Annotated in this window: 27 protein-coding genes; 20 read left to right on the top strand and 7 right to left on the bottom strand. The window is 73.6% G+C overall.

Going from position 1 to position 24,047, the window contains the following annotated elements:
- The first annotated feature begins 122 nt into the window (after positions 1-122).
- The 6 genes from NOD94_RS30500 to NOD94_RS30475 all read left to right on the top strand — a co-directional run bounded on the left by NOD94_RS30500 (position 123) and on the right by NOD94_RS30475 (position 4,889).
- Positions 123-611 (top strand): MarR family winged helix-turn-helix transcriptional regulator, encoded by a 489-nt coding sequence (locus NOD94_RS30500; RefSeq protein ID WP_281209386.1) that lies wholly within the window; start codon positions 123-125, stop codon positions 609-611.
- A gap of 63 nt (positions 612-674) precedes the next feature.
- Positions 675-2,324 carry a phospholipase D-like domain-containing protein gene (locus tag NOD94_RS30495; protein WP_281209385.1) on the top strand — a complete coding sequence of 550 codons (1,650 nt, stop codon included), beginning with the start codon at positions 675-677 and terminating at the stop codon, positions 2,322-2,324.
- Positions 2,325-2,447: 123 nt separating this feature from the next.
- A complete protein-coding gene (gene nadE / locus NOD94_RS30490) occupies positions 2,448-3,278 on the top strand; it encodes an ammonia-dependent NAD(+) synthetase (RefSeq protein ID WP_281209384.1) in 831 nt (276 codons plus the stop codon).
- A 196-nt stretch (positions 3,279-3,474) separates the two neighbouring features.
- Positions 3,475-4,056, top strand: coding sequence for a DUF4232 domain-containing protein (locus NOD94_RS30485; RefSeq protein WP_281209383.1), 582 nt, complete (start codon positions 3,475-3,477; stop codon positions 4,054-4,056).
- A gap of 286 nt (positions 4,057-4,342) precedes the next feature.
- The gene (locus NOD94_RS30480) at positions 4,343-4,642 is read left to right on the top strand and encodes a DUF6400 family protein (RefSeq protein WP_281209382.1); all 300 of its coding nucleotides are present in this window, start codon (positions 4,343-4,345) and stop codon (positions 4,640-4,642) included.
- Positions 4,629-4,889 (top strand): hypothetical protein, encoded by a 261-nt coding sequence (locus NOD94_RS30475; protein ID WP_281209381.1) that lies wholly within the window; start codon positions 4,629-4,631, stop codon positions 4,887-4,889. The genes NOD94_RS30480 and NOD94_RS30475 overlap by 14 nt, the downstream gene beginning before the upstream one ends.
- Positions 4,890-4,914: 25 nt before the next feature.
- Here NOD94_RS30475 and NOD94_RS30470 read toward each other — a convergent pair whose 3' ends face one another.
- Positions 4,915-5,685 carry a carbohydrate-binding protein gene (locus tag NOD94_RS30470; RefSeq protein WP_281209387.1) on the bottom strand — a complete coding sequence of 257 codons (771 nt, stop codon included), beginning with the start codon at positions 5,683-5,685 and terminating at the stop codon, positions 4,915-4,917.
- Positions 5,686-5,976: 291 nt separating this feature from the next.
- Positions 5,977-6,924 (bottom strand): AraC family transcriptional regulator, encoded by a 948-nt coding sequence (locus tag NOD94_RS30465; protein ID WP_281209380.1) that lies wholly within the window; start codon positions 6,922-6,924, stop codon positions 5,977-5,979.
- A 239-nt stretch (positions 6,925-7,163) separates the two neighbouring features.
- Between NOD94_RS30465 and NOD94_RS30460 the strand changes: the two genes are divergently transcribed.
- The 4 genes from NOD94_RS30460 (at position 7,164) to NOD94_RS30445 (ending at position 8,952) form a co-directional block, all read left to right on the top strand.
- Entirely contained in the window at positions 7,164-7,607 is a 444-nt protein-coding gene (locus NOD94_RS30460) for a hydrolase (protein ID WP_281209379.1), read from the top strand.
- A 32-nt stretch (positions 7,608-7,639) separates the two neighbouring features.
- Entirely contained in the window at positions 7,640-7,942 is a 303-nt protein-coding gene (locus NOD94_RS30455) for a metalloregulator ArsR/SmtB family transcription factor (protein ID WP_281209378.1), read from the top strand.
- Complete coding sequence (locus tag NOD94_RS30450) at positions 7,939-8,331, top strand: VOC family protein (protein ID WP_281209377.1); 393 nt, start codon at positions 7,939-7,941, stop codon at positions 8,329-8,331. The genes NOD94_RS30455 and NOD94_RS30450 overlap by 4 nt, the downstream gene beginning before the upstream one ends.
- A 78-nt stretch (positions 8,332-8,409) precedes the next feature.
- Entirely contained in the window at positions 8,410-8,952 is a 543-nt protein-coding gene (locus NOD94_RS30445; RefSeq protein WP_281209376.1) for a hypothetical protein, read from the top strand.
- Positions 8,953-9,140: 188 nt separating this feature from the next.
- Here NOD94_RS30445 and NOD94_RS30440 read toward each other — a convergent pair whose 3' ends face one another.
- A complete protein-coding gene (locus NOD94_RS30440) occupies positions 9,141-9,290 on the bottom strand; it encodes a hypothetical protein (protein ID WP_281209375.1) in 150 nt (49 codons plus the stop codon).
- Positions 9,291-9,837: 547 nt separating this feature from the next.
- On the opposite strand from NOD94_RS30440, the gene NOD94_RS30435 reads away from it, so the two are divergent.
- The 3 genes from NOD94_RS30435 (at position 9,838) to NOD94_RS30425 (ending at position 12,382) form a co-directional block, all read left to right on the top strand.
- The gene (locus NOD94_RS30435) at positions 9,838-11,157 is read left to right on the top strand and encodes an amidohydrolase family protein (protein ID WP_281209374.1); all 1,320 of its coding nucleotides are present in this window, start codon (positions 9,838-9,840) and stop codon (positions 11,155-11,157) included.
- 100 nt (positions 11,158-11,257) lie between these two features.
- Positions 11,258-11,800, top strand: a complete 543-nt coding sequence (locus tag NOD94_RS30430) for a GNAT family N-acetyltransferase (RefSeq protein WP_281209373.1) — start codon at positions 11,258-11,260, stop codon at positions 11,798-11,800.
- 252 nt (positions 11,801-12,052) lie between these two features.
- Entirely contained in the window at positions 12,053-12,382 is a 330-nt protein-coding gene (locus NOD94_RS30425; RefSeq protein WP_281209372.1) for a hypothetical protein, read from the top strand.
- A 47-nt stretch (positions 12,383-12,429) separates the two neighbouring features.
- Here NOD94_RS30425 and mraY read toward each other — a convergent pair whose 3' ends face one another.
- Positions 12,430-13,497, bottom strand: a complete 1,068-nt coding sequence (gene mraY, locus NOD94_RS30420) for a phospho-N-acetylmuramoyl-pentapeptide-transferase (protein WP_281209371.1) — start codon at positions 13,495-13,497, stop codon at positions 12,430-12,432.
- Positions 13,498-13,620: 123 nt separating this feature from the next.
- On the opposite strand from mraY, the gene NOD94_RS30415 reads away from it, so the two are divergent.
- The 3 genes from NOD94_RS30415 to NOD94_RS30405 all read left to right on the top strand — a co-directional run bounded on the left by NOD94_RS30415 (position 13,621) and on the right by NOD94_RS30405 (position 16,424).
- Complete coding sequence (locus NOD94_RS30415; RefSeq protein ID WP_281209370.1) at positions 13,621-14,100, top strand: MarR family transcriptional regulator; 480 nt, start codon at positions 13,621-13,623, stop codon at positions 14,098-14,100.
- A gap of 51 nt (positions 14,101-14,151) precedes the next feature.
- The gene (locus NOD94_RS30410) at positions 14,152-14,724 is read left to right on the top strand and encodes a hydrolase (RefSeq protein ID WP_281209369.1); all 573 of its coding nucleotides are present in this window, start codon (positions 14,152-14,154) and stop codon (positions 14,722-14,724) included.
- Positions 14,725-14,915: 191 nt separating this feature from the next.
- Entirely contained in the window at positions 14,916-16,424 is a 1,509-nt protein-coding gene (locus NOD94_RS30405; protein ID WP_281209368.1) for a glutamate synthase subunit beta, read from the top strand.
- Between the two features lie 17 nt (positions 16,425-16,441).
- Here NOD94_RS30405 and NOD94_RS30400 read toward each other — a convergent pair whose 3' ends face one another.
- On the bottom strand, positions 16,442-17,386 hold the full coding sequence (locus tag NOD94_RS30400) for a nucleoside hydrolase (protein WP_281209367.1): 945 nt from the start codon (positions 17,384-17,386) through the stop codon (positions 16,442-16,444).
- Between the two features lie 262 nt (positions 17,387-17,648).
- Here NOD94_RS30400 and NOD94_RS30395 point away from each other — a divergent pair, with 262 nt between their 5' ends.
- From NOD94_RS30395 to NOD94_RS30385, 3 genes are all read left to right on the top strand, one after another.
- On the top strand, positions 17,649-19,043 hold the full coding sequence (locus NOD94_RS30395; RefSeq protein WP_281209366.1) for an MFS transporter: 1,395 nt from the start codon (positions 17,649-17,651) through the stop codon (positions 19,041-19,043).
- Positions 19,044-19,117: 74 nt separating this feature from the next.
- A complete protein-coding gene (locus NOD94_RS30390) occupies positions 19,118-19,882 on the top strand; it encodes a response regulator transcription factor (protein WP_281209365.1) in 765 nt (254 codons plus the stop codon).
- Complete coding sequence (locus tag NOD94_RS30385) at positions 19,879-21,252, top strand: HAMP domain-containing sensor histidine kinase (protein ID WP_281209364.1); 1,374 nt, start codon at positions 19,879-19,881, stop codon at positions 21,250-21,252. The genes NOD94_RS30390 and NOD94_RS30385 overlap by 4 nt, the downstream gene beginning before the upstream one ends.
- 37 nt (positions 21,253-21,289) lie before the next feature.
- Here the strand turns inward: NOD94_RS30385 and NOD94_RS30380 are convergent, their stop codons facing one another.
- Entirely contained in the window at positions 21,290-22,258 is a 969-nt protein-coding gene (locus NOD94_RS30380; RefSeq protein WP_281209363.1) for a TAXI family TRAP transporter solute-binding subunit, read from the bottom strand.
- Positions 22,259-22,558: 300 nt separating this feature from the next.
- On the opposite strand from NOD94_RS30380, the gene NOD94_RS30375 reads away from it, so the two are divergent.
- Positions 22,559-23,200 carry a DsbA family protein gene (locus tag NOD94_RS30375; RefSeq protein ID WP_281209362.1) on the top strand — a complete coding sequence of 214 codons (642 nt, stop codon included), beginning with the start codon at positions 22,559-22,561 and terminating at the stop codon, positions 23,198-23,200.
- An 87-nt stretch (positions 23,201-23,287) separates the two neighbouring features.
- Here the strand turns inward: NOD94_RS30375 and NOD94_RS30370 are convergent, their stop codons facing one another.
- Complete coding sequence (locus NOD94_RS30370) at positions 23,288-23,845, bottom strand: hypothetical protein (RefSeq protein WP_281209361.1); 558 nt, start codon at positions 23,843-23,845, stop codon at positions 23,288-23,290.
- Positions 23,846-24,047 lie beyond the last annotated feature (202 nt).

The raw sequence follows: 24,047 nt of genomic DNA, 5'->3' as shown, positions 1-24,047 counted from the left end.
AACTCGACGCTCTTCCTACTCCCCCCGCCCGCGCGGGCGGTGGGCCGTACCGCGCGGGCGGTGGGACTGCGTACGACCGAATCCGGCAGCGGAAGTCGTTCCCGGCGCGTAGCTTCGTGATCATGGAAACGTCACCCCGCACCCTCACCGACCAGTCCCCGGCCGACCCCTCCGCCACCGACGACCTGTTGGCCACCCAGCCGATCGGCTACTGGAGCGGCCTCGCCCACACCGTCGTGACCCGGCACCTGCGGGACGCGATGGCCGGGATCGACGTCACGCAGCCGCAGTACTGGGTACTGAACCGGGTGAACGGCGCGCCGCCGGCCCCGACCCGTGAGGAGGTCGTCGTCCAGCTGACCCCTCCGGCCGAAGCACACCACGAAGTGGCCCGGGCCGTCGACCAGTTGCTCCACCGCGGCTGGTTGCGCACCGACGACGGGCAGCGCCTGCACCTCACCGAAGCCGGGGAATCCGCCCGGTCGCGGCTGCGCGGGATGGTGACCGAACTGCGCGCCGTGGTCCACGACGGCATCGACGACGAGGACTACGCGGCCGCCCTCAAGGTCCTCCGCCGCATGATCGCCAACGTCGAACGCGCCACGTCGTAGGACCCCGCCTTCCGCATGCGCGGGCGCCGTAGGGGTAGGCGCTCGACGAAGGAGGGCGGTGCCTTGGATCTGACCGATTGGCTGCTCACCACCCGTGACCGGGGAAATCCGGCGACTCGTTTGGATTCGCGCCGTCCGGACGGCCTGGCCTGGGTGGCGGGCAATGACGTACGACCCCTGGTGCACGGCAGCACCTACTTCCGGGAGCTGCTCGCCGGGATCCGCGCCCAGGAGCGCGGGGACCTGTTGCTGTTCACCGACTGGCGGGGCGACCCCGACGAGCGGCTCGCGGGCGCGGGCACCGAGATCGGCCGGGTGCTGCGCGAGGCCGCCGAGCGGGGCGTGATCGTCAAGGGGCTCGTATGGCGCTCCCACCTGGACGGCTTCCAGTTCAGCGCGACGGAGAACCGCCACCTCGGCAAGGAGGTCGAGGCGGGCGGCGGCGAGTTCCTGCTGGACATGCGGGTCCGGCCGGGCGGCTCCCACCACCAGAAACTGGTCGTACTGCGCCACCCGGGCCGCCCCGAGCTCGACGTCGCGTACGTCGGCGGGATCGACCTGTGCCACGGCCGCAACGACGACGCCGCGCACGGCGGCGACCCGCAAGCCATCCCGTTCGCCGACGCGTACGGGCCGCGACCGCCCTGGCACGACGTACAGCTCGCGGTGCGCGGCCCGGCCGTCGGCGACCTGGAGGCCGGTTTCCGCGAGCGCTGGGAGGACCCGGCGCCGTTGACCCGCAGCCCCCTGGTCCGGCTGCGGCAGCGCGCCCACGGCGAGGACGAGCACGCCGACCGGCTGCCGCCGCAGGCACCCGATCCGGAGCCGCGCGGCACCCACACCGTGCAGGTGCTCCGCACCTATCCGAACCGCCTGTTCCAGGGCTACCCCTTCGCCCCCGACGGCGAGCGCAGCATCGCGCGCAGCTACCTCAAGGCCGTCCACCGGGCCCGGAGCCTGATCTACCTGGAGGACCAGTACCTGTGGTCCCCGCAGGTGGTGGAGCACTTCGCCCGGGCGCTGGCCGCCCACCCCGAACTGCGCCTGATGGCCGTCATCCCCACCGTTCCCGAGCAGGACGGGCCCGTCACCCTGCCGATGAACCTGGTCGGACGCGTCACCGCGCTGGAGCGGCTGCGCCGCGGCGGCGGGGACCGGGTCGCGGTGTACGGGCTGGAGAACCACGCCGGTACACCGGTGTACGTCCACGCCAAGGTGTGCGTGATCGACGACGTGTGGGCGTCGGTGGGCTCGGACAACGTCAACCTGCGGTCCTGGACCCACGACTCGGAGCTCAACTGCGCCGTACTGGACTCCGCCCCGGACCCGCGCGAGCCCCGCGACCCCGCCGGGCTGGGGGACGGGGCGCGGCGCTTCGCCCGGGAGCTGCGGCTGGAGCTCTCGCGCGAACACCTCGATGTCGAGCCGGCTCCGGAACCGGCTCCGGGGCCGACCGCACCACCCGAAGCACCGGGCGCCGCGGATCCGCTCTGTGATCCGGTGCGCGCGTTCGACCTGTTCGCCTCGTCGGCCGCGGCCCTGGACGCCTGGTACGAGGGCGGTCGCCGCGGGCCACGACCTCCGGGCCGGCTGCGGGCGTACCGGCCGCCCGACCTGTCCCGTACGACCAGGGCGTGGTCGCTGCCCCTGTACCGGTTGCTCGTCGATCCGGACGGCCGCCCGATGGGAATGCGTCGGCGCGGCGGGTTCTGAGGCCCGCCGCGGAGCCGTCCGCCGGAACGCGGCACCGGCGGATCCGGTGCCGGCCGTTTCGACTAGGGTCGACCGGACAGCGCGCCACGGAGCGCACGACGAACGACCACACGAGGAGCAGCCGTGAGCCAGCCGGCGTCCACCGCCCTGCAGCAGGAGATCGCCCGGGAACTCCAGGTGTCGCCGACCTTCGACGCCCAGCAGGAGATCGAGCGGCGGGTGGCCTTCCTCACGGAGCGGCTCACCTCCACCGGCCTGCGCTCCCTCGTCCTCGGGATCAGCGGCGGCGTCGACTCCACCACCGCGGGACGGCTGTGCCAGCTCGCCGTCGAGCGGGCCCGCGCGGCCGGTCACGAGGCGACGTTCTTCGCGATGCGACTGCCCTACGGCGTGCAGGCCGACGAGAAGGACGCCCAGCTCGCGCTCGGGTTCATCAACGCGGACCGGGTCCTGACCGTGGACGTGAAGCCCGCGAGCGACGCCGCGCTGGAGGCCTCCCTGGCCGGTGGCACCGTCTTCCGCGACGCCGCCCACCAGGACTTCGTCCAGGGCAACATCAAGGCGCGGCAGCGCATGATCGCCCAGTACGCGGTGGCGGGCGCGCACGACGGTCTCGTCGTCGGCACCGACCACGCGGCGGAGGCGGTGTCCGGGTTCTTCACGAAGTTCGGCGACGGCGCAGCCGACCTCGTCCCGCTGACGGGCCTGACCAAGCGCCGGGTGCGCGCCGTCGCGGACGCGCTGGGCGCCCCCGCCCAGCTGGTCTGGAAGGTGCCGACGGCCGATCTGGAGACCCTCGACCCGGGCAAGGCCGACGAGGACGCGCTCGGTGTCACGTACGACGACATCGACGACTTCCTGGAGGGCAAGCCGGTCGGCGAGCAGGCCTTCGGGACGATCACCCGCCGCTACCGCCTGACCGAGCACAAGCGGCAGTTGCCGGTCGCCCCGTAGGCGGTGGGTACGTTCCGGTGCCGCCCGCGATGCCGCTTCCGGCGGCGGGGGCACCGGAACGGCACCGTGGCGGCTCGGGACGCCGGGACACGCGCCCCGTGGGATGGTGGAAGGGGCGCGAAGGGGGGCGGAACCGACCCGGTACGGGGTGGCCGCGGCCTTGCGGCGACCCGTCGGGGCGGGGAGAGGAAGCCACATGAAGGGCACGACGAGAAGCCGTGCGGCCATGGTCTCCTCCCGACTGCTCGCGGCCGCCGTCCTGGCGGGTGGCGTGCTGGCGGGTGCCGGACCGGTGGTGGCCGCGACGGCGACATCCACACCGCCGACAACGGCGGCCGCACCGACGACCGACGCGCGACGGGCTCCGGCAGCCCCCTGCCCCAATACCCAACTCATCGCCAACAGCGCGGAGCGGGTGGGGGCGTCGGCGGTACGGATCACCGTGATCAACGACGGTCCGAAGCCGTGCGTGCTCCGGGTCTTCCCCACCGTCGCCCTCGCGGGCCAGGGGTCCCCGGACAAGAACAAGCCGCTCGGCGTCGTGCGCGAGGGGCAGGCGCGGCCGGTGACGCTTCCGGTCGGCGGTCGGGCCACGACGCAGATCACTTTCACGCCGGTCCTCGGCGAGGCCGACGGGTACTGCAAGTCCGGCGCCACACCGACCGTGGCCCCCTCGATCGTCCTGGGCGTCGGTGGCGGAGGCCTCCAACTGTCCCCGGCCGACGGCGGCGACTTCGCCCTGTGCGGCACCAGCGTCCGGGCGACCGCGTTCCGCTGAACAGCCCGTCGGGGCGGGTTCAACGACCTTGCGAACAGGCCCTGTTGTCTTGACACGCACCCAACGGTGTCGCCCACGAACACGGTTGAGGCGACTCCCGTGCGACCGTGAGCGCGCGGCCCCGACGTGTACCGGCACCGCCCGACCCTCGGGCCCGACCCCGGAACGTCCCGCCCCTCCCGGCCCGCCCCGGGCCACGCCCTCCGCCCGGACCCGGGACCACCCCGGGCGGGCTGTGACTCCGCACACCCGGACTTGACCCACAAAGGAAGGGTTACCTAAGTTCATGGGCATGAGCCCGCACCACCCCACTCCCGCCCCCGGCCAGGACGGCCCCGGCGACCGGCCGGACAGTGTCCCGCCGGTCGACTTCACCATCGACCTGACCTCCCAGGAAATGCTCCGGAGGTCCCAGGTGATGGCCGCCCTCGGGTCCGACTGGGACCCGGTGGAGGTGCTGCGCGGCGAGGAGGCGGCGTACGACCTCCTGTACTCCGGCCTGGACGACGAGCAGCAGCGCGTCTACGAGGACCTGGTCGCGGCCGGCGTCCTGCCCCGGCGCGGGGGCGGCCATGCTGCCGCTTGACCCCCAGGCGGACATCGGCCGCCGGGCCTGGGTGCCCTGCCCGAACTGCGACGACACCCTGGCCTGCACCCCGTGCGGCGAGGGCAGGACGTGTTCGCGGCACTGGCGCTACATGCTCTCCAACTCCGGCAGCCTGATCCACCTCCAGTGCCCGGGGTGCACGCACATCTGGGCGCACGAGACCGGTTTCGGCGCCACCCGCTCCCTGTGGAGCCGCGTCACCAGCGGCCTGACCCCTCGCCGCTGAGGCCCGGCGCCCACCGTTCCCGCCGTCAGGACCTGCGCCAGAGCGCGGGTACGTTCGGGGGTTCCCAGCCGGGCACGGCGACGTGCGCCTGGATGCAGGTGTAGGCCGTCGAACCGTAGCCGACCCGGTCACCCGCACGGTACGAGGTCCCGGGCGCCCAGGCCCCACCGGTCGGCGTCGCCGTGGGCGTCGGTGTCGGTGTCGGCGTGGGGTCGGGGGTCTGAGGTACGTCCAGGACGAAGTCGTACGTGCCCTCCTTCGCCGGTCCGGCCTGGCGCACGGTCATCAGCAGGCGGGCGTCGAAGATCGAATCCGTGGCGTTGCGCGGCTCCCCGGGAAAGTACAGCTGGGTGGTCAGCACCGGCCGACCCGGCGCCTGCACCTTGACGTGCACGTGCCGGGTGCGCCCCGGGTAGAGCCCGGGAACGATGGTGGTGAGCCGGAAGGCGCCCTGCGCGTCGGTGAACTGGTGGCCCCGGAAGCCGTAACCGCTGTTGTCGTAGGCGCCGTTCACATCGGCCTGCCAGAAGTCGAGGAGGGCTCCGGCCACGGGCAGGCACGCCCGGCCGAACACGAACCCGCTGACCGTCAGGCGGGTGCCGGGGGTGGAGGCCGTCACCAGTGAGGTGCGCCTCGGCGAGTTCGGCTTGAAGTACGGGCCCTCGGTCTGGGGCACGGTGGGCTCGTCCCCGTCGTCGCAGGCCGGGGTGAGTTCGGGCGCCGCCCCGTTCGCCGCACCCCGGTCCCCGGCCAGGGCCGCACCCCCGCCGAGGAGCAGCGGGGTGGCTCCGGCCAGGGCGGCGACCTTGAGGAAGTTCTTGCGGCTGAGGCGGCTGCCCGCGCCGGTGCGACCGCCGGTGCCGGGTAAGGCCCGGGGGCCGTCGGGCGGGGTGGGCCGGGGCCGGCCGGCGTCTCGGTTCCGGTCGGTGGTTCGGTTCTCGTCGGTGGTTCGGTTCTCGTCGGTGGGCACGCGTCGACTCCTTCGCGCTCGTGGGGGGGTGCGCCTTGCCGGGGCCGGAGCCCCGGGCCGCGGTGGGGCGCGGCCCGGGCGGGTGGCAACGGACCGGTCCGGCCGGTTCCGTCGGCGTCACGCTACGGTTCGCGGCCCGGCCGCCGCGATGGACCGGATCCTGGGATCGTGGTGAATTCCTCCGGTGCCGGAAGCGGCCGCGCCGGTGGCGATCCCGGCCCGGTAGTCACCCGGTGTCAGGCCGGTCTCGCGGCGGAAGAACCGGCAGAAGTAGGCGGGATCCGCGAATCCGGCGCCCCGGGCGACCTGCCCGATCGTCAGGTCGGTACGGGCCAGGAGCCGCTTCGCCTCCAGCGTCCGCCTGCGACGGATCAGACCGCCCGGGGTCTGCCCGGTGGCTTCCTTCACCCGTGCGTGCAAGTGCCCGGAGGTGACCCCGAGCCGCTTCGCGCAGTCGGCCACGGAACGCCCCGTACCGTCCGGGGAGGCGATCAGCCGGGTGAAGGCGGCAGCCAGTTCGACGGCGCGGCCCGCCGGGGCGGGGCTCCGCCCCGGGCCGGCCTCGCAGGCACGCAGGGCCCGCACGATCAGGATGTGCAGGTAGGCGCGCAGCACCCCCGCGTACCCCTCGCGCAGGTCCCGGTACTCGCGCTCCATCTCCTGGAAGAGCGCGGCGATCCCGTCCCGGCCGGCGTCGGGGCGCAGCCATGGCCGGGCCGCGAGCAGATCCAGTGCGGCCGCGTCCTCGGGGTGGGCGAGCAGGAAGTCCTCGTTGAACAGCATCACGTGTCCGGTGAGGTCGTCGGCGTCCTCCCAGTGGTGGACCTGGCCCGGGGTGATCACACACAGGTGGGGCGGGTCCAGGGGCCAATGGGCGAGGTCGAGGACGTGCGCGCCGCTGCCCCCGGTGACGAGGACGATCTCGTAGAACGCGTGGCGGTGGGGGAATCCCGCCCGCGAGAGCGGCCCGATCGAGTCGAAGGACCCGATGGCGAAGGGCAGCAGGTGCGGCAACGGGACGTCGAGCCGGTGCAACGGCAGTTCGCTGCCGCGGGGCGTGCTCACGGGATGGCCCGACGCGCGACTGTCCGACGTGGGCCTGGCCTACGCGGTGCTGTCCGACGTGGGGCCGTCCTACGCGGTGCTGTCCGACCCGGATCGGTCCGAATCCGGGTGGTCCGACGTGGCGTGGTGCGCGACTCGTCCATCGGGCCAGTCTGCGACCCGCTCCGGTCCCGGGCCCAGAGCACGGACCGGCCACCGCGCCCCGTCCGCCCGCTGCCCCCGCCGGGCAGGATGACGGCATGGATCCTCGTATCGCCTCCCTGCCGGACGCCTTCTGGGCAGTCCCCTACACCGGCTCCCGCTACCCCGGCTCCCCGGCCGTGAGCCGGCTGCCCGGCCTCGCCCCGGGTGCCAACTGCCAGCTCTTCGCCTACGAGGTGCTCCGACACTTCGGCAGGTTCGTGCCGCCGCTGCGCTCCAGCGAACTGTGGGACGACACCCTGCACACCGTCCGGGTCGCGGAGCCCGAGTTCCTCGACCTGCTGTTCTTCAGCGCCGGGACGGACCCGTACGGGGCGCACGTCGGTGTGTGGGCCGGCGCGGACACGGTCCTCCACCTGAGCGCCGAGGTCGGCCGCCCCGCCGTGTGGAGCCTCGCGGACTTCGCGGCCCACGAGCGCTACCGCGTCCTGCTCGGCGCCAAACGGGCGGGACCGCTCGGGTCGGACCACCCCTCGACTTGATAGGCAAGTAAATGGTTGCCTATGCTGCGGTCGTGGCCGATGACCTCTTCAAAGCTTTGGCCGACCCCACCCGCCGCACCATCCTCGACGAGCTCACCGAGAAGTCCGGGCAGACCCTGTTCGAGATCTGCGCACGGCTGAGCGTGAAGCACCGGCTCGGCATCTCGCGCCAGGGCGTCTCACAGCATCTCGCCCTGCTGGAGGCGGCGGGGCTCGTGGAAACCAGACGGGAGGGGCGGTACAAGTTCCACGACCTGAACACGGCCCCGCTACGACAGATCGCCGAGCGGTGGCCCCTGCCCGACACCCCCGGACCCGAGGAGAGCACCCCATGAAAATCCACCTGACCAGCGTGTTCGTCGACGACCAGGCCGAGGCCCTGCGCTTCTACACCGAGATCCTCGGCTTCGTGAAGAAGCACGACGTCGCGCTGGGCGGGCCCGACCGCTGGCTGACGGTCGTCTCGTCCCAGGAGCCCGGAGGCACCGAACTGCTCCTGGAGCCCTCCGGCCACCCGGCCGTGAAGCCGTACCGCGACGCGCTCCTCGCGGACGGCATCCCGCTCGCCCAGTTCGCCGTCGAGGACGTGTCGGCGGAGTTCGAGCGCCTGACCGCCCTCGGCGTCCGCTTCACGCAGGAGCCCCTGACCATGGGCCCCGTTACCACCGCCGTCTTCGACGACACCTGCGGCAACCTGATCCAGATCGCCACGGAGCCGCAGTAGCCGACGCTCCACCCGGGCCGGGCCGCGAGGAGCGGCGGCGCGGGAGGACCCGACCGGCCCGGGTGTGAGGATGGGACCATGCGCCCTCCGTTCGACCTCGTGCCCCTCACGCCCGCGCCCCTCACGCCCGCCTCCCTCGCCGCCTGGCGGGCGGAGGTTTCGGCGGCCCTGTCCGCCGTGACCTGCGACTTCGAGGAGAAGCACGGTTACGGCCCCGGGGAGAACGCGATCCACCCGCCGGAGGCGGAGGACCGGGCAGCGGCAGGGCGGCTCGGCGCGGAAGCAGCCGGCTTCGCCGAGCTCGCGCTGTACTTCTCGGAGGTCGGCGCCGTGACCATGAGCGACGTCGGCAACGCCTACTTCCTGCACTCCGGGGCCCGGGCGCTGCGGGAGCGCGTGGCGCTGCCCGGGGCCCCAGGGGCCGTGCCCGCCGTACTGATCGGCTCCGACGGCGGCGGAATCCTGTACGCGGTCGGCGCGGACGGCGCCGTGTGGCGCTCCGGAGCCGCTTCCGAGGAAAGCGGTTTCGACCGGATCACGCACGACCTCGCCGAGTTCCTCGACCTCCTGCGGCGCTCGGTCCACCGCTTCCACCGGACCGCGCAGCCCGGTCTCGTGTAGGCCGCTCCTGCCGGGCCACCCCCGCCGAGGTGCGGCTACGGTGCCCGACCGCGTCGCGGGCGGTTCACCCGCCCCTGCCCGCACCGGTGGGTCCGTGCCCGGACGCGTGGGCGGGGGCGCCCCGCCCGGTCCCGGGTGGGGCGCCCCCGCCGTACGGGAACCTCGCGCTTCCCGCCTGCCGGCGGCCCTCAGCGCCTGCCGCCGCGCAACCGGGTGAGCATCCGACGGGCCGCCGCCCGCTTCCCCGGGTCGGCCGCGGCCCGGCGGGCCGAGGCGATGGTCCGCTGCCCCTGCGGGCTACGACTGAACTCCTTGATCTTCGCGAACAGTCCGGGCATGGCTCCTCCAGAGCGTCATCGTGCGCAACGTCCCTGGGCGGATACCCCGTGGACGCGCCTTGAACCGGTGTCACCAGGCAGGTTCGGTGGGCCCGTTGGGCTCGAAGGCCCCATCGTCGTCGGGCGTCCCGTCCGGGGGTTTGAAACAAACTGTTGACGCGGCCCTATCGGGACGGCGCGCGCCGGCGCACCATCCGGATACGAACCCGTACGTACCCGCACGTGCCTGACGATCCGTGAGTCCGCAGGAGCGCCCCGCGCCATTTCCGTCGGGAGGTAGCACGACATGGACCCGCTCAGCGAATGTCCCGGCACCACCGCACCGGTACCAGAGGCAGCACAGGCCGTACAGCACGCACAGGCCGCGCAGCACGCACAGGCCGTACCGCCCACACGGGTGGTACGACCCGCAGAGTCTCTCCCCACCGCGACCGCGACCGCACCCCCGTCCCCCGGGCGCCGCAGGGTGTTGGCCGGCCTGGGCATGGCGGCCGCGACTCCGCTCGTGCTCGGCGCGGGGCGGACCGCCCCGCGGGGGAATCCGGCCGTGGCCGGCGGGCCGACCGGCCGGGCCACCGTCCTGCGCAACGCCGCACTCGTGCTCACCATGGACCCCGCCCTCGGCGAGGGACCGCTGGGCGCGGTGGAGGGGGCGGATCTCCTGATGCGGGGCGGGGCCGTCGCGGCGGTCGGGCGGCGGCTCGCGGTACCGGCCGGGACCAGGGTGATCGACGCTTCCGACCGCTTGCTGCTGCCGGGGTTCGTCGATGTCCACACGCACCTCTGGCAGTCCTCGATGCGGGGCGGCTGCGCGGGCCGTGACCTCTTCGGCTGGCTGGCCGAGTGCAACAGACCGACGTTCTCCCGGATCCCGGCGGCGGACATGTACCGGTTCGTTCGCCTGGCGGCCCTCGACTCCGTTCAGTCCGGCGTGACCACCCTGGTGGACTGGGTGGACGCCCTCCCGTACGACACCACCGAGCAGTACGTGCGGGCGCTGGCCGAGAGCGGCGTGCGCTTCACGTACGCCATGTTCCAGGCGGAGGCGCAGGCGGGTCTCCTGTCCCGGGTGAAGAAGGAACTCATCGACCCGCTGCCGCTGGCCTCGGCGCAGGTCGCCACGCACGCGGCGCGGGCCCTGGAGGGGCTCAACCGGGTCCACTGGGAGATCGCCCAGGAACTCGGCGTCATGCTCAACAGCCACGTCCTGGAGCGCGCCGAGCAGCGCGCGGACGATCCGGTCGGAGTGCTCACCCGCATGGGGGCCTTCGGCCCCCGGCTGCTGATGAACCATGCGATCCACCTCACCGACGACGAGGTGGCCGCCGTCGCGGCGCACGACGTCCGGGCCGCGCACTGCCCGTTGAGCAACATGCGGCTCGCCTCGGGGATCATGCGGCTGCCCGACCTCGGGCGCCGGGGCGTCAAGGTCGGGCTCGGGCAGGACGGCGGAACCAACGACTCCAGCGACTTCTTCGCCCTGATGAAGAGCGCCATCGGCCTCCAACGGGCCCGCTCGCTGGACGCGTCGGTCTTCCCCCAGGTCCAGGACGTGCTGCGGGCCGCGACGCTCGGTGGCGCCGAGGCGATCGGGATGGCCGACCGGGTCGGGTCGCTCACCCCGGGCAAGCGGGCCGACGTCCTCGTGCTCGATCCCGGCACGTTGAACTTCGCCCCGCGCTTCGACCGGATCGGCCAGATCGTCTTCAACGGCCGTCCGGAGAACGTCGAGGCGGTCTTCGTCGACGGACGCCCGCTCAAACTCGACGGCCGGCTCGTCGATGTCGACACCGAACGCGTCGTCCGGGAGGCGGAAGCCGCCGCGGCCCGCCTGCGGGCCACCGGCTCCGCCGACCGGCGCCGGTAGGGCGCGAGCGGCGCCCTCATCGGCGGGATAATCCGGTGATCCGACGGTCGGTCGCCGGATATCCTGCCTCCTCCCGTACCGGCCACGGAGGTCCTCCAGCATGAGCAGCAGCACGCCGTCCTTCCCCGATCGGATCGAGCTGACGGGGGAGGGCCTCGTCCTGCGCGACTGGACGGAGGCGGACCTGACCGCGATGCCCGAGCTGTTCGACCACCCGGACATCGCGTACTGGACCCCGATCGTCTCCCCCTTCGACGACGAGGCCGCCCGCACCCGCCTGGACCGGGCCCGGAACCTGCGTGCGGACGGTACGGCCCTCCTGCTCGCCATCACCGTCGACGGCGGCGCCGCACTCGGAGAGGTGATGCTGAAGCGCGCCCCCGAGGGAACGGAGCTCGGCTACGCCGTCGGCCCGGCCCACCGGGGGCAGGGTCTGGCCGCCCGGGCGGTGCGGGTGATGGCCGCGTACGCCTTCGAGCAGTTGGACGTGACGCGGGTGATCCTGGAGCTGGAGGCCGAGAACTCCTCCAGTGTCGGCGTGGCCACGCGGGCCGGATTCCGACTCCTCGACGTCCCGTTGATCAAGGGCGAGGAGAAGGGCCGGCCGTACGTGCTCCAGACCTGGGGCCTCGACCGCCCCTGACCCGGGCGCCCCGGTATCGCCACCGCGCGCCCGGCTTCCACCAGCCGGGCGCGTGCCGGGCCGCGAACCCTCGCGCCGCGCGGTGGGGCCACGGGGACGGTGCGTCGGGCCGGCGCCATGACGGCAGTCGAACCGCGCGGAGATTGCCCGGTCCTGGCATGGCCGGGCACCGTCACGACCGACGACCATGGGAAACCTGCGTACCGGCCGCCGTCGCGTTCCGGACCTCAACCGATGGAAACGGAGTGACCCATGGTTTGGCTGGTGGGAGCGGGCATGTTCGTAGGGCTGTCGGCGATGGTGCTGGGCATCGTGACGCTCCGCACGGGGTGGGTCCTCCCGATGGCCCGCCTCCACGTCACCCGGCCCCCGCTCCACGGCCTCGGCGCCCTCCTCGCCGGTGCCCCTCCCCTGCTGCAGGGCCTCCACCACTTCGGATTCCTGCCGGGCCCGTCCTGGGAGGTCCGCCACTTCGGCGGCAACGCCCTCCTGCTCGCCGGGATCCTCCTCTTCGCCCTCGCCCAACCGCTGCCGCCGCGGAGCGATCCCGCGAGGTGGGTCGGCGACCCGACCGGCGCCTGATCCACCGGAACAGCGGCAGGTCGACCGATCCCCGTCGGGTCACCGCGTCAGAGCCGGGCTCCGACCACGTAGAAGACGCCGAGGCCGACGATCACGCACATGCCCTGGACGATCCAGAACCGGACCACGACGAGGACTTCCGACCAGCCCTTGAGCTCGAAGTGGTGCTGGAGCGGGGCCATCCGGAAGACCCGCTTGCCGGTCAGCTTGAAGGAGCCGACCTGGATGACGACCGACATCGTGATCAGCACGAAAAGGCCGCCCAGCAGGACCAGCAGCAGTTGGGTCCGCGAGCAGATGGCGAGGCCCGCCAGGGCGCCGCCCAGGGCGAGGGAACCGGTGTCGCCCATGAAGATCTTGGCCGGCGAGGTGTTCCACCACAGGAACCCGAAACAGGCTCCCATCAGGGCGGAGGCGACGACGGCCAGGTCGAGGGGGTCGCGGACCTCGAAGCAACCCGCGGGGTCGACCAGCCCCAGGGCGTCGGCGCAGGACTTCTGGAACTGCCAGATGCCGATGAAGGTGTATCCACCGAAGACCATCACGGCGGCGCCGGTGGCCAAACCGTCGAGCCCGTCGGTGAGGTTCACGCCGTTGGACATGGCCAGGATCATGAACAGCGCCCAGACCACGAAGAGCACGGGTCCGATCCTCCAGCCGAAGTCCGTGACGAACGAGATCCGGGGCGAGGCCGGCGTCTGACCCCGCGCGTCGGCGAACTGGAGGGCCATGACGGCGAAGACGATGCCCACGACCAGTTGTCCCGACATCTTCGCCTTGGCGCGCAGGCCCAACGAACGACGCTTGACGATCTTGATGTAGTCGTCGAGGAATCCGACCAGCCCCATCCCCGCCATCAGGAACAGCACCAGGGCGCCCGGGTACGTGGCGGGCTCCCCCGTGATCACCTTGGTCAGGGCGTACGCGGCGAGCGTGGCCGTGATGAACGCGATGCCACCCATCGTCGGGGTCCCGCGCTTCCCGTGGTGCCCGCGCGGCCCGTCGTCCCGGATGAACTGGCCGTAGCCCTTCCGGGCCAGGACCTTGATCAGCAGCGGAGTGCCGGCCAGGGTGAGGACGAGACCTAAGACCCCTGCGAAAAGTATCTGGTTCACCGCCCCATCATCCCCACGCGGACCGGCGGGCCCGACGGCACCCTCCCGGAGGGCACCCCCCCGGCCGCCCGGGATACCAAGGCATGCTGTGCAGTCCCATCAACCAGCCGTTATCGTCGATTCATGGACATAGCGGACCCGACGGACCCCGCGGGCCCCGCGGGCCCGGACGATGCCGCCCGGCGCCTCCGGGACACCGCCGAGGAGCTCCAGCTGGTGGTGAGCCTGATGGGGCGCCACCTGCGCATGGCCTCCGTCGGGAGCGGCGTGACCCTGGCGCAGGTTTCGGTCCTCAGACGCCTCGACCGCGAAGGGCCCCGTACGATCACCGACCTCGCGCGGGCCGAGAGGGTCCGCCCGCAGTCCCTCAACGCGACGGTCGGCGCCCTCCAGACCGGCGGATACGTCGAGCGCGCCGCGCACCCCACCGACGGCCGCCGCAAGGTGATCGCCCTGACCGACCGGGGCCGCCACGTCGTGGCGGAACGCCAGGAGGTCGGCCGCGGCCGGCTGGCCGACCTGATGGCCCGCCGCCTCGCCCCGGCCGAACAGCGGACCGTGGCCGAGGCCGTACCGCTCCTGCGCCGGCTCGCCGAAGCCTGAATCGAATCGACCCGCCCCGGAAACCGACGCCGGAAGGACACCCCCGCACCCATGAGCGACGCCCTGGCCCTTGAGGACGACACCGCCCTGGTCCTCATCGACCTGCAGAACGGCATCCTGGCCCTGCCCACCACCAGGCCCGCGGACGAGGTCCTGCGCAAGGGCGTCCGGCTCGCCGAGGCCTTCCGCGCCCGCAAGCTCCCTGTGGTCCTGGTCAAGGTCGCGTGGTCGCCCGACGGAGGGGACCTGCCCACCCTCGAAGTGGACCGCCCCGGCCCCGCGGTCGCACCGCCCGCCGCGTTCTCCGAAATCCCCGCCGAGCTCGCCGCCCTGGCGGACGTCGTCGTCACCAAGCGGCACTGGGGCGCCTTCACCGGGACGGAGCTGGACCTCCAGCTACGCCGCCGCGGCATCCACCGCATCGTCCTGGGCGGCATCTCCACCAGCGTCGGCGTCGAATCCACCGCCCGCACGGCCTGGGAACACAGCTACCGCCTCGTCTTCGCCGAGGACGCCACCGCCGACACCGACCCCGAGGCGCACGCCCACAGCTTCGGCCGGATCTTCCCCCGCATCGGCAAGGTCAGCACCACGGACGAGATCGTCGCGGCCCTGCGGACCTGAGCCGTCCCCCGGCCGGATCCGGCCGGGCCGCCCGGCCGTAGGCGGGGGCGCCGCACCGAGCGGACGACCCGCGCGGTGCGGCGTACGCTGAATGGAACGCCGCACACCTCACGCCTCCGGACCCGCCCGCCACGAGCACCTGGTACGCCGTGCGGTGCGCGCACGCCGCGCACGATCCAGGGAGGCGGCGCGTGACCGATCCGTTCGGCTTCCTCAGGATTCCCCACGAGCCCGTTCCGGCCCGCCCCGTCGAGGAACGGCTGCGCGACTGGCGCGAGGTCCACGCGGGCCAGGCGCTGCTCCCCCTCGTCTCCCGCCAGGCCGACCGCTGCATGGACTGCGGGATCCCCTTCTGCCACGTCGGCTGCCCGCTGGGAAACCTCGTACCGGAGTGGAACGCCTTCGCCGCGCACGGTGACTGGGCCGCCGCGTACGAGCGGCTGCACGCCACCAACAACTTCCCGGAGTTCACCGGCCGGCTCTGCCCGGCCCCCTGCGAGGACGCCTGCGTGCTGACCATCAACTCGGATCCGGTGACGATCAAGAACATCGAGCAGGCGATAGCGGACGAAGGGCTGCTCCACGGCCGGATGGCGCCCCGCCCGCCGGAACGGCACAGCGGCCGGAAGGTGGCAGTCATCGGCTCCGGGCCCGCCGGACTGGCCGCCGCGCAGCAGCTGACGCGGGCCGGTCACGCCGTCGTCGTCCACGAGCGGGCCGACCGGATCGGCGGGCTGCTGCGCTACGGCATCCCCGAGTTCAAGATGGAGAAGCGGCACCTGGACCGGCGGATCGAGCAGATGCGGGGCGAGGGCACGGCCTTCGTCACGGGTTCGGACATCGGCGGGGCGGTGTGCGCCGCCGACCTGCGGCGCGGCCACGAGGCGCTGGTCGTCGCGGTCGGGGCCGGCGAGCGCAAGGAGCTGCCGGTTCCGGGGCGGGAGCTGGACGGGATCCATCAGGCGATGGACTATCTGACCCTCGCCAACCGGGTCCGGGAGGGCGACCTCGCGGCGCCGCCGGTCACCGCGGAGGGTCGGCACGTGGTGGTCGTCGGCGGTGGTGACACCGCCTCGGACTGCCTGGGCACGGCGCTGCGGCAGGGCGCCCTCTCCGTGGTCCAGTTGGACATCAATCCCGAACCCGGGCCCGCTCGCGCGGACGGCGAGCCCTGGCCGATGTACCCGAAGGTGTACCGGATCTCGCACGCGCACGCCGAGGCGCGCGGGCTCGCCGGGTACGACCCCCGGCTCTTCGCCAGCGCCACCTTGTGCTTCGAGGGGGACGCCTCGGGGCGAGTACGGGCCCTGCACCTGAGCTCGGTGGAGACGGCCGGTCGCACGCCCCTGGCCGGCACGGAGCGCGTGCTGCCCGCCGGGCTGGTCCTGCTCGCGCTGGGCTTCGCCGGTCCGGAGCGGGCGGGCGCCCTGCGGGAGCAGTTGGGGCTGGAGTTCGACGCGAGCGGGAACTTCGCCCGCGACGCCGGTTTCGCGGCCGTCGGCGGGCGGGCCCCCGGGGTGTTCGTCGCGGGCGACGCGGGCCGGGGGCAGTCCCTGGTGGTGTGGGCCATCGCGGAGGGCCGGGCGGCGGCCGCCGCGGTCGACCGGTACCTGACCGGATCCACCTGCCTCCCGGCTCCCGTCGCGGCCCACGACCGGCCGATGACCGCCCTGGGCCGCATGCGCTACGGATTCGAATAGCGGGCGGGCGTGCTCGTTCAGGTCCGGCTGGAGCCGAGGGCCTCGACGGCGCCGACCATGCGGTCCCAGAACCGTTCGGTGTCCAGGGCCACCGCGACCCGGGCGTTGACGGGGCGGCCCAGGTAGTGGTGGAGGTCCACGACCGTGGCCCCGCGGGTGTGGCTGCCGTGCAGTTCGACGGTGACGTTCGCCTCGACGCAGTCCACGATCGACGGGTCGATGACGCGGGCCACCGCGACGGGGTCGTGCAGCGGCGGGTGCGGCATGCCCCACAGCCGGTTGTACGCCGAGGCGAAGTAGGCGAGCAGTTCGGCGCAGGTGCGGCCCAACTCGGTGCCGAGCGCCTCGAAGCGCGCCAGCACCTCGGGGGTGGCCAGGGCCTGGTGGGTGACGTTGAGGCCGCACATCGTGACGGGCACCCCGCTGCCGAGGACGACGGCCGCGGCCTCCGGGTCGGTGTGGATGTTGAACTCGGCCGCCGGCGTGCGGTTGCCCCGCTCGGTGGAGCCGCCCATCAGCACGATCTCCCGGATCCGGGAGGCGCTGTCGGGGTAGCGGGTCAGCAGCAGGGCGATGTTCGTCAGCGGGGCGGTCGGCACGAGCGTGACGGGCTCGGGGTGTTCCAGCAGGATCCGGTGGATGAGGTCCACGGCGTGCTCCGGGACCACGTCGACCGTGGGCGGCGGGAACCGCGGTCCGTCCAGTCCCGATTCGCCGTGCACGTCGGCGGCGACGGCCAGCGGCTGGACGAGCGGCCGGTCGCAGCCCGCGGCCACGGGCACGTCGGTGATCCCGGCGAGGGTGCACACGCGCCGGGCGTTGAGGGTCGTCTTGTCCAGGGTCTGGTTGCCCGCCACGGTGGTGATGGCGAGCAGGTCGACCGCGGGGTCCGCGGCGGCCAGCATGATGGCGAGGGCGTCGTCGTGGCCGGGGTCGCAGTCGATGATCATCGGTACGGGCACGGGCGGGTCCTCCGCGTCGGGGGGCAGCTGACGCGCCCAGTCTGCCCCGCGCCGGGTGCCACGGGCCGCCCGACGCCGCGGGCCTGGCCGAATGTGGCCGCCGCCGGACGGCGGGGGCCCGTTCGCGTGCGCCTTCCTTAGCGGAACGTTAGATCTGCGCGGCGGACCTTGTCCGCCGGCGACGGCGACCGCATGCTCTGGGCACTCCCCCACCGCCGGGGCGTTCCCCCTCCCCCTCAGGGACTTCCCCCTTGGAGCCGCCATGTCCGCGTCCGCCGCCGTGCCCGCACCGCCCTCACCCGCGGACGAGCGCAAGAAGCGCCGTCTCGCCCTGATCGGCGGGTCCCTGGGCAACCTCGTCGAGTGGTACGACTGGTTCGTCTATGCCAGTTTCGCGATCTACTTCGCCGACTCCTTCTTCCCCAACGACAATCCGACCACGCAGTTGATGAACACGGCCGGGATCTTCGCCGTCGGATTCCTGATGCGCCCCGTCGGCGGGTGGGTCCTCGGCCGCGCGGCCGACCGGCACGGCCGCAAGAGCGCGCTCACCCTCACGGTCACGATGATGTCGGTGGCCGCCCTGCTGATCGCCGTGGCCCCGACCTACGGTCAGGCCGGCTACTTCGGCGCCCTGGTGCTGCTGCTCGCACGGCTCCTCCAGGGGATGAGCATCGGCGGCGAGTACGCGGCCAGTGCCACCTACCTGACGGAGGCGTCGGCCCGGAACCGGCGCGGACTGGGCTCGTCGTTCCAGTACGTGTCGATGACGTGCGGCCAACTCCTCGGCCTGGGCATCCTGATCACGATGCAGCACACGCTCACCACGGCCCAGTTGGAGAGCTGGGGCTGGCGGATCCCGTTCCTCCTCGGAGCCCTGTTCGCGGTGGTCGTCTTCTGGCTGCGGCGGCGGCTCCAGGAGACCGACGCGTTCAAGGAGGAATCGTCGGGCGACGACGACCACGACGACAGCACGCGCGGCACCCTGAAGGTCCTGTGGCAGCACCGGCGGCAGGCGGGCCTCGTCATGGCGCTCACCCTCGGCGGGACCGTGGCCTACTACACGTACACCACGTACCTCACCAAGTACCTCGTCGGCAGCGCGGGCATGCCGAAGACGACCGCGACCCTGGTCAGTTTCACCGCCCTCGCCCTCTTCGCGGTGCTGCAACCCTTCGCCGGCATGCTGTCCGACCGGATCGGCCGCCGGCCGCTGCTGATCACCTTCGCGGTGGGCTGCACCGTGGGCACGTACCCGATCATGACCGCCCTGGGATCGGCGTCCTCGTACTGGTCCGCGTTGGGACTGTCCCTGCTGGCCCTCGTGATCGTCACCGGCTACACCTCCATCAACGCGGCGGTCAAGGCGGAGCTGTTCCCCACCCGGGTGCGCGCCCTGGGTGTGGCGCTGCCGTACGCGATCGCCAACGCGCTGTTCGGCGGCACCGCGGAGTACGTGGCCCTGTGGTTCAAGAGCAGTGGCCACGAGAGCATGTTCTTCTGGTACGTCTCCGGGTGCGCGCTGGTCTCCCTCGTCACCTACGTGCTGATGCCGGACACCCGCAACACCGCGCTCAGCCGCGCCGAGGCCGAGGCCGACGCGGCCGCCGAAGGCAAGGCCCGAGCGGCGACGGCCCCGGCCGCGGCCGCGCGCTGAACCGGCCCCGGTGACCGGGGGCGGCCGCTCCCGTAGGCTGCTGCCCCCGGTCACGCGTCACGAGGGAACTGTCCATGCACGCTCTGCTCGTCGAGGACGACGACCGCATGGCCCATGCCCTCGGGACCGCCCTCGCCCAGCGCGGGCACAGCGTCCGCCGGGTCGGGCGGGCCCTGGACGCCCTGCGGCACGTTCACGAGGCCGAGTTCGTCCTCCTCGACCTGGGGCTGCCCGACCTCGACGGACTGGAACTGTTGCGCCGGCTGCGTACGGTCTGCGACGCCCCGCTGATCGTCGTCACGGCGCGCTGCGAGGAGCGCGACATCGTGCAGGGGCTGCGGGCGGGTGCCGACGACTACGTCGTCAAGCCGTTCCGGATGGCCGAGCTGATGGCCCGCGTCGACAGCGTCCGCCGCCGTTCGGCCGCCCGTCCCGGATCCGCGGGTCCCACCGGCGCGGTCTCCGGCGCGGGCGGTGACCGGATCGTCCGCAGCGGGGACGTGGAGGTCGACCTGGCACGCCGCACGGTCACCGTGGCGGGCGGCGAGGTCCGACTGACGCGCAGGGAGTTCGACGTCCTCGCCTTCCTGGCCGAGCGCCCCGACGAGGTCCACGCCCGCGAGGAGATCCTGGACCGGATCTGGGGCGACGCCTTCCTCGGGGTCTCCCGCTCCCTCGACGTCCACGTGGCGGGGATCCGGGCCAAGACCGGCCGCTCCCGGCTGGTCCGCACCGTACGCGGCTTCGGCTACCAGCTCGGCGCCCCGCCCGCCGGGACCGGGACGCCGCCCGATCCCGCCCTGCCCGACGTACGCGGTCCGGACGGCGGCACTCGATGAGGCGACGGCTCCTCGCCGTGCTGATGGTCCTCATGGGGGCCGCGGCCCTGCTGCTGTGCGTGCCGCTGGCCGACGCCTACGCCCGGGGCCGGACCGAGCACCTGCTCCTGCAACGGCGCTCCGAGGCGGTGCGGTTCGCCGATCTCGCCGAGCGGATGCGGACGGACGCCGACCGGGCGGAGCTGTCCGCCGAGATCGGCCGGTACGCCCAGTTGTACGGTGCCGGGGTCGTCGTCGTCGACACGGCCGGCACGCCGGTCGCCCGGGCCGGGGCTCGGGCCGACGTCGCCGCCGGGGCGGCGGAGGCCCGGGACCGTGCGCTGACCGGCCGGTCCACCGACCGGCTCCCCACGCTGCGTCCCTGGGGCCCGGGCGGGGTCGTGCTGGCCGAGCCGGTGGGGCGGGACGAGCGGGTCAGCGGGGCCGTCCTGATGGCGCTGCCGACGGACACGGCCCGGCGGGACGTGGCGGTCCGCTGGTCGCTGATCGGCGCCGGGGCGGTGGCCGCGTTCACCGCCGCGGCCCTGGTCGCGGTCGGGATCACGCGGTGGCTGCTGCGGCCGGTCCTCGACCTGGACCGGGCCGTGGAGAAGCTCGCGGCGGGAAGCCTGCGGGCCAGGGCGGTGTCCGGGACGGGGCCCCCGGAACTCCGCCGTCTACGACTGCACTTCAACGCGATGGCGGAGGCCATGGCCGACTCGATCGGCCGGCAGCGCGACTTCGTGGCCGACGCCTCGCACCAGCTGCGCAATCCACTGGCCACCCTGGTGCTCCAGCTGGAGAACGTGGAGCCGTACGTCGCCCCGGGCACCGGCCTGGCCGAACACGCGCGGGCCCTGGACGAGGCGGAGCGCCTGGAGGAACTCCTCGACGGGCTGCTGGCCCTGGCCCGGGTGGAGTCCGGCACGGCGGAGCTGCGCGAGCAGGACGTGGCCGCGGCGGTGCGGGACCGGGTACGGGCCTGGACCCCGGTGTTCACCGGGGCCGGGCTGGAGCTGGCGCACGCCCGGCCCGCGGAGGGACTGCGGGCGCGTGCGCTGCCCGATGCCGCGGGCCGGGTCCTGGACGCGCTCCTCGACAACGCCGTCAAGTTCGTACCGGCCGGCGGCCGCGTGGAGGTGGACGTCACGCGGGAGGACGACGGCACGGTCCTGGTCCGGGTCGGCGACGACGGACCGGGGGTGCCGCCCGAGCAACAGGACGTGCTGCTGCGGCGTTTCGCCCGGTCCCCCGAGCACCAGAACGTCCGGGGCAGCGGGCTGGGGCTGGCCATCGCCGAGGAGATCGCCCGTGTCAGCGGCGGCCGGCTCGACGTGGGCGGCAACGAGCCGCGCGGGCTCCTGACCGAGCTCCGGCTGCCGCCCGCGTGAGCCGCCCGACCGTGCCCGGCCGCGGGCCCGGCCGCGCTCAGCCGTACACCGAGCGGTAGTAGGACACAGCGCCCGGGTGGAGGGGGACGGCTCCGGTCGAGATCGCGAACCGGGGTTCCAGCCGCGCCCCGGCGGTCACCTCCCGCAGCAGGTCCCGCCACCGGTCGAACACCACCCGCAGCACGTCCCGCACCGCGCCGTCCGGCAGGTCGGGGCGGGCCAGGAGGTAGTTGCCGACGCCGATGGTCCCGACCGGCTCCGTCAGTCCGTACGCCCCGGACGGAAGGGTGACCGCCGTGTAGACGGGGCCGTGGCGCGCCCGCAGCGCGCCGACGTGGCCGTCCAGCGGCAGGAACCGGACGGGGCGCTCCCGGGTCAGTTCCGACAGGGCCGGGGTGGGGACGCCCCCGGACCAGAACAGGGCGTCGACCGTACCCGCGCGCAGTGCCGACACCGAGTCGGCGAGGCCCAGTTCCCGTTCCCGCGCGCCTGCGGCGTCCGTGCCCACGCCTGCCGCCCGGAGCACCCGGCCCGCCACCACCCGCACCCCCGACCCGGCGGCGCCGGCCGCGACCGGGCGTCCGGCGAGCTGCTCCACCGAGCGGACCGGCCCGTCGGAGGGGACGAGGAGGTGGGTGTAGTTCACGTAGACCCGGGCCAGCGCGGTCACCGGGACGGGCCGGGCGAACGGCTCCCGGCCGAGGACTGCGTCCTCGGCGGCATCGGCCATGGCCAGCGCCAGGTCGACGGTGCCGTCCTCCAGCTTCCGCAGGTTGTTGACGCTGGCGGCGGTGCTCACGGGCGCGATCCGGGTCCCGGGGCCGCTCGCGGCGACCGCGCGGGCCAAGGCCTCGCCGAACGCGTTGTACGGGCCGCCCGGTGGGCCCGTAGCGAGCCGTAGCCGCCGCTCGGGGCCGGAGCCGGCCGTGCATCCGGTCAGCGCGGCCGCGACCGCTCCGACGCCCGCGCCCACGACCTGCCGACGGCTGGGCTGTGCTCTGTTCACGGCGCCAGCGTAGGTCGTGCCGCCGAGCCCGCGGCGGGCCGCGCACTGGAAGACGTACCGGTAGTAACACATGGGATCCCAACGAACCGCCCCGGCCCATGGGGCGGTTTCCGGCCTCGGGGTGGCCTGGATCCTTGTTTCGCGACCGCTGGACGGACACATACGTTCCGTCCTGGGCACTCCCGGCAGGGGACGGCACGAGACCGTCCCGCCCGGGCGTGCGCTCCCGAGGACACCGGCCGGGCGACCGCGACGTCGGGACGGCCGGGGTCCGGCACGAACGAGACGGAGGAGCCACCCATGGCTGTCGAAGGCCGGGACCACATACGCGTGAGCGTCCCCGCGGCGGCCGACGCGGCGCCGGGCCCGGTCACGGTCGAGGCCTTCTTCTGGTACGCGGACTCGCATTCGTTCGAGCTCCAGCCGGTACTCGACGCGTGGCGGCGCGGGAACGCCGACCGCGTCGCGTTCCGGTGGGTCCCGGCGGACTTCGACCGCACGGCGGGCAGCCGCCAGAACTTCAAGCCGCAGCAGCGCCTGTACTTCGCCCTGGAGGCCCTGGGCGACCCCGACCTGCACGAACGCGCCTTCACCGCCATCCACCGGGAGCGCGAGTACCTCAACACCGACGGGGCGATTCTCGCCTGGGTCTCGGAACAGGGTGTGGACACGGCCGCTTTCGCCGCCGCCTTCGCCTCGGCCGAGGTGGGTTCGCGGACCCGGCACGCCGACGCGGCGCTCCAGGCCTACGGCATCCAGGGCGTGCCCGCGCTGGTGGTCGACGGCCGGTTCCGGACCGGACCGGGGATGCTCCGGGAGACCTCGGCGGGCTTCCCCGCGACGCTCGCCGTCCTCGACCGGCTGGTGGCGCGGGCGGAGGCCGGGCGCGGCGGCCGGTCCGCCGGGCGGACCCACCCGGTCGGACCTCGGTCAGGGCCCTGAAGCGGACGCCAGGGCCGGGCCCCGGCCGGCCGCGCCCCGGCCGCCCGTCGCTCCCTCGTCCGCCCCGCCCCGGGCCGCCCTCCGGGTTCAGGCGGCGGGCTTGGGGCGGGTGGTGCCGGGCAGGCAGGTGACCGCCCGGTTGAAGGTCTCGAAAGTGCCTGCGGGGTTCTTCTTCCACAGCCACAGGTGCAGCGCGTAGTGCACCGGCTGACCGGGGAAGTTCCCGCGCTGGGGGCCCTTGAAGGGAGTGCCGAACAGCGTCGGGCGGTCGTCGTCGGTCGTCACGTCCTGGTCCCGGTCGAAGACCGTCCACTGGACCCCGATGAGGCGCTTGCCGCCACGCCCGTCGTCCTCGTAGAACAGGGCGGCGGGCTTCGCCGGGTCGACGGAGTTGTCGTGGCCGTGGTTGAAGTGCGGGTAGCCGAGGGCCCCGGCTCCGGCGCGTTCCACGCAGTACTTGTCCGGTACGTAGCCCGCCTTCACGGCGCTCGCGTGCCGGTGGAACGGTGCGGTGGCCCGGTACGTGGTGGCCCGGTCGGCTGCCGCCTTCGCGGTGTCCACGCCGGTGGCGGTGGGTGCGGCGAAGGCCGCCAGGGTGGCGAGCGAGGCGGCCGAGGCGAGGGCGAAGGTGAGGGTTCGGGGCATGTGGGAACTCCTGGGGGCGTCGTCCGAGGAGTGCCGTCCGGGCGGGGCCGTGACGGCGCGCCCCGGCGGCGGGCGGCTGCACGAGCAGCCTTTCCCCGGTCCGGGCGTCCGCCACCGGATCCGATCGGACGGCTGACGGCCGGTCGGCCGACCGCGCGTCAGATAGGCAGAGCACACCTCAGAACAACACACACAATTGACA

The organism is Streptomyces sp. Isolate_45 (genome assembly GCF_024721315.2).
In the GTDB taxonomy this organism is placed as follows: Bacteria; Actinomycetota; Actinomycetes; order Streptomycetales; family Streptomycetaceae; genus Streptomyces.
The sequence above is the reverse complement of the archived record's forward strand: the minus strand, read 5'-3'. Positions and strand labels throughout refer to the sequence as shown.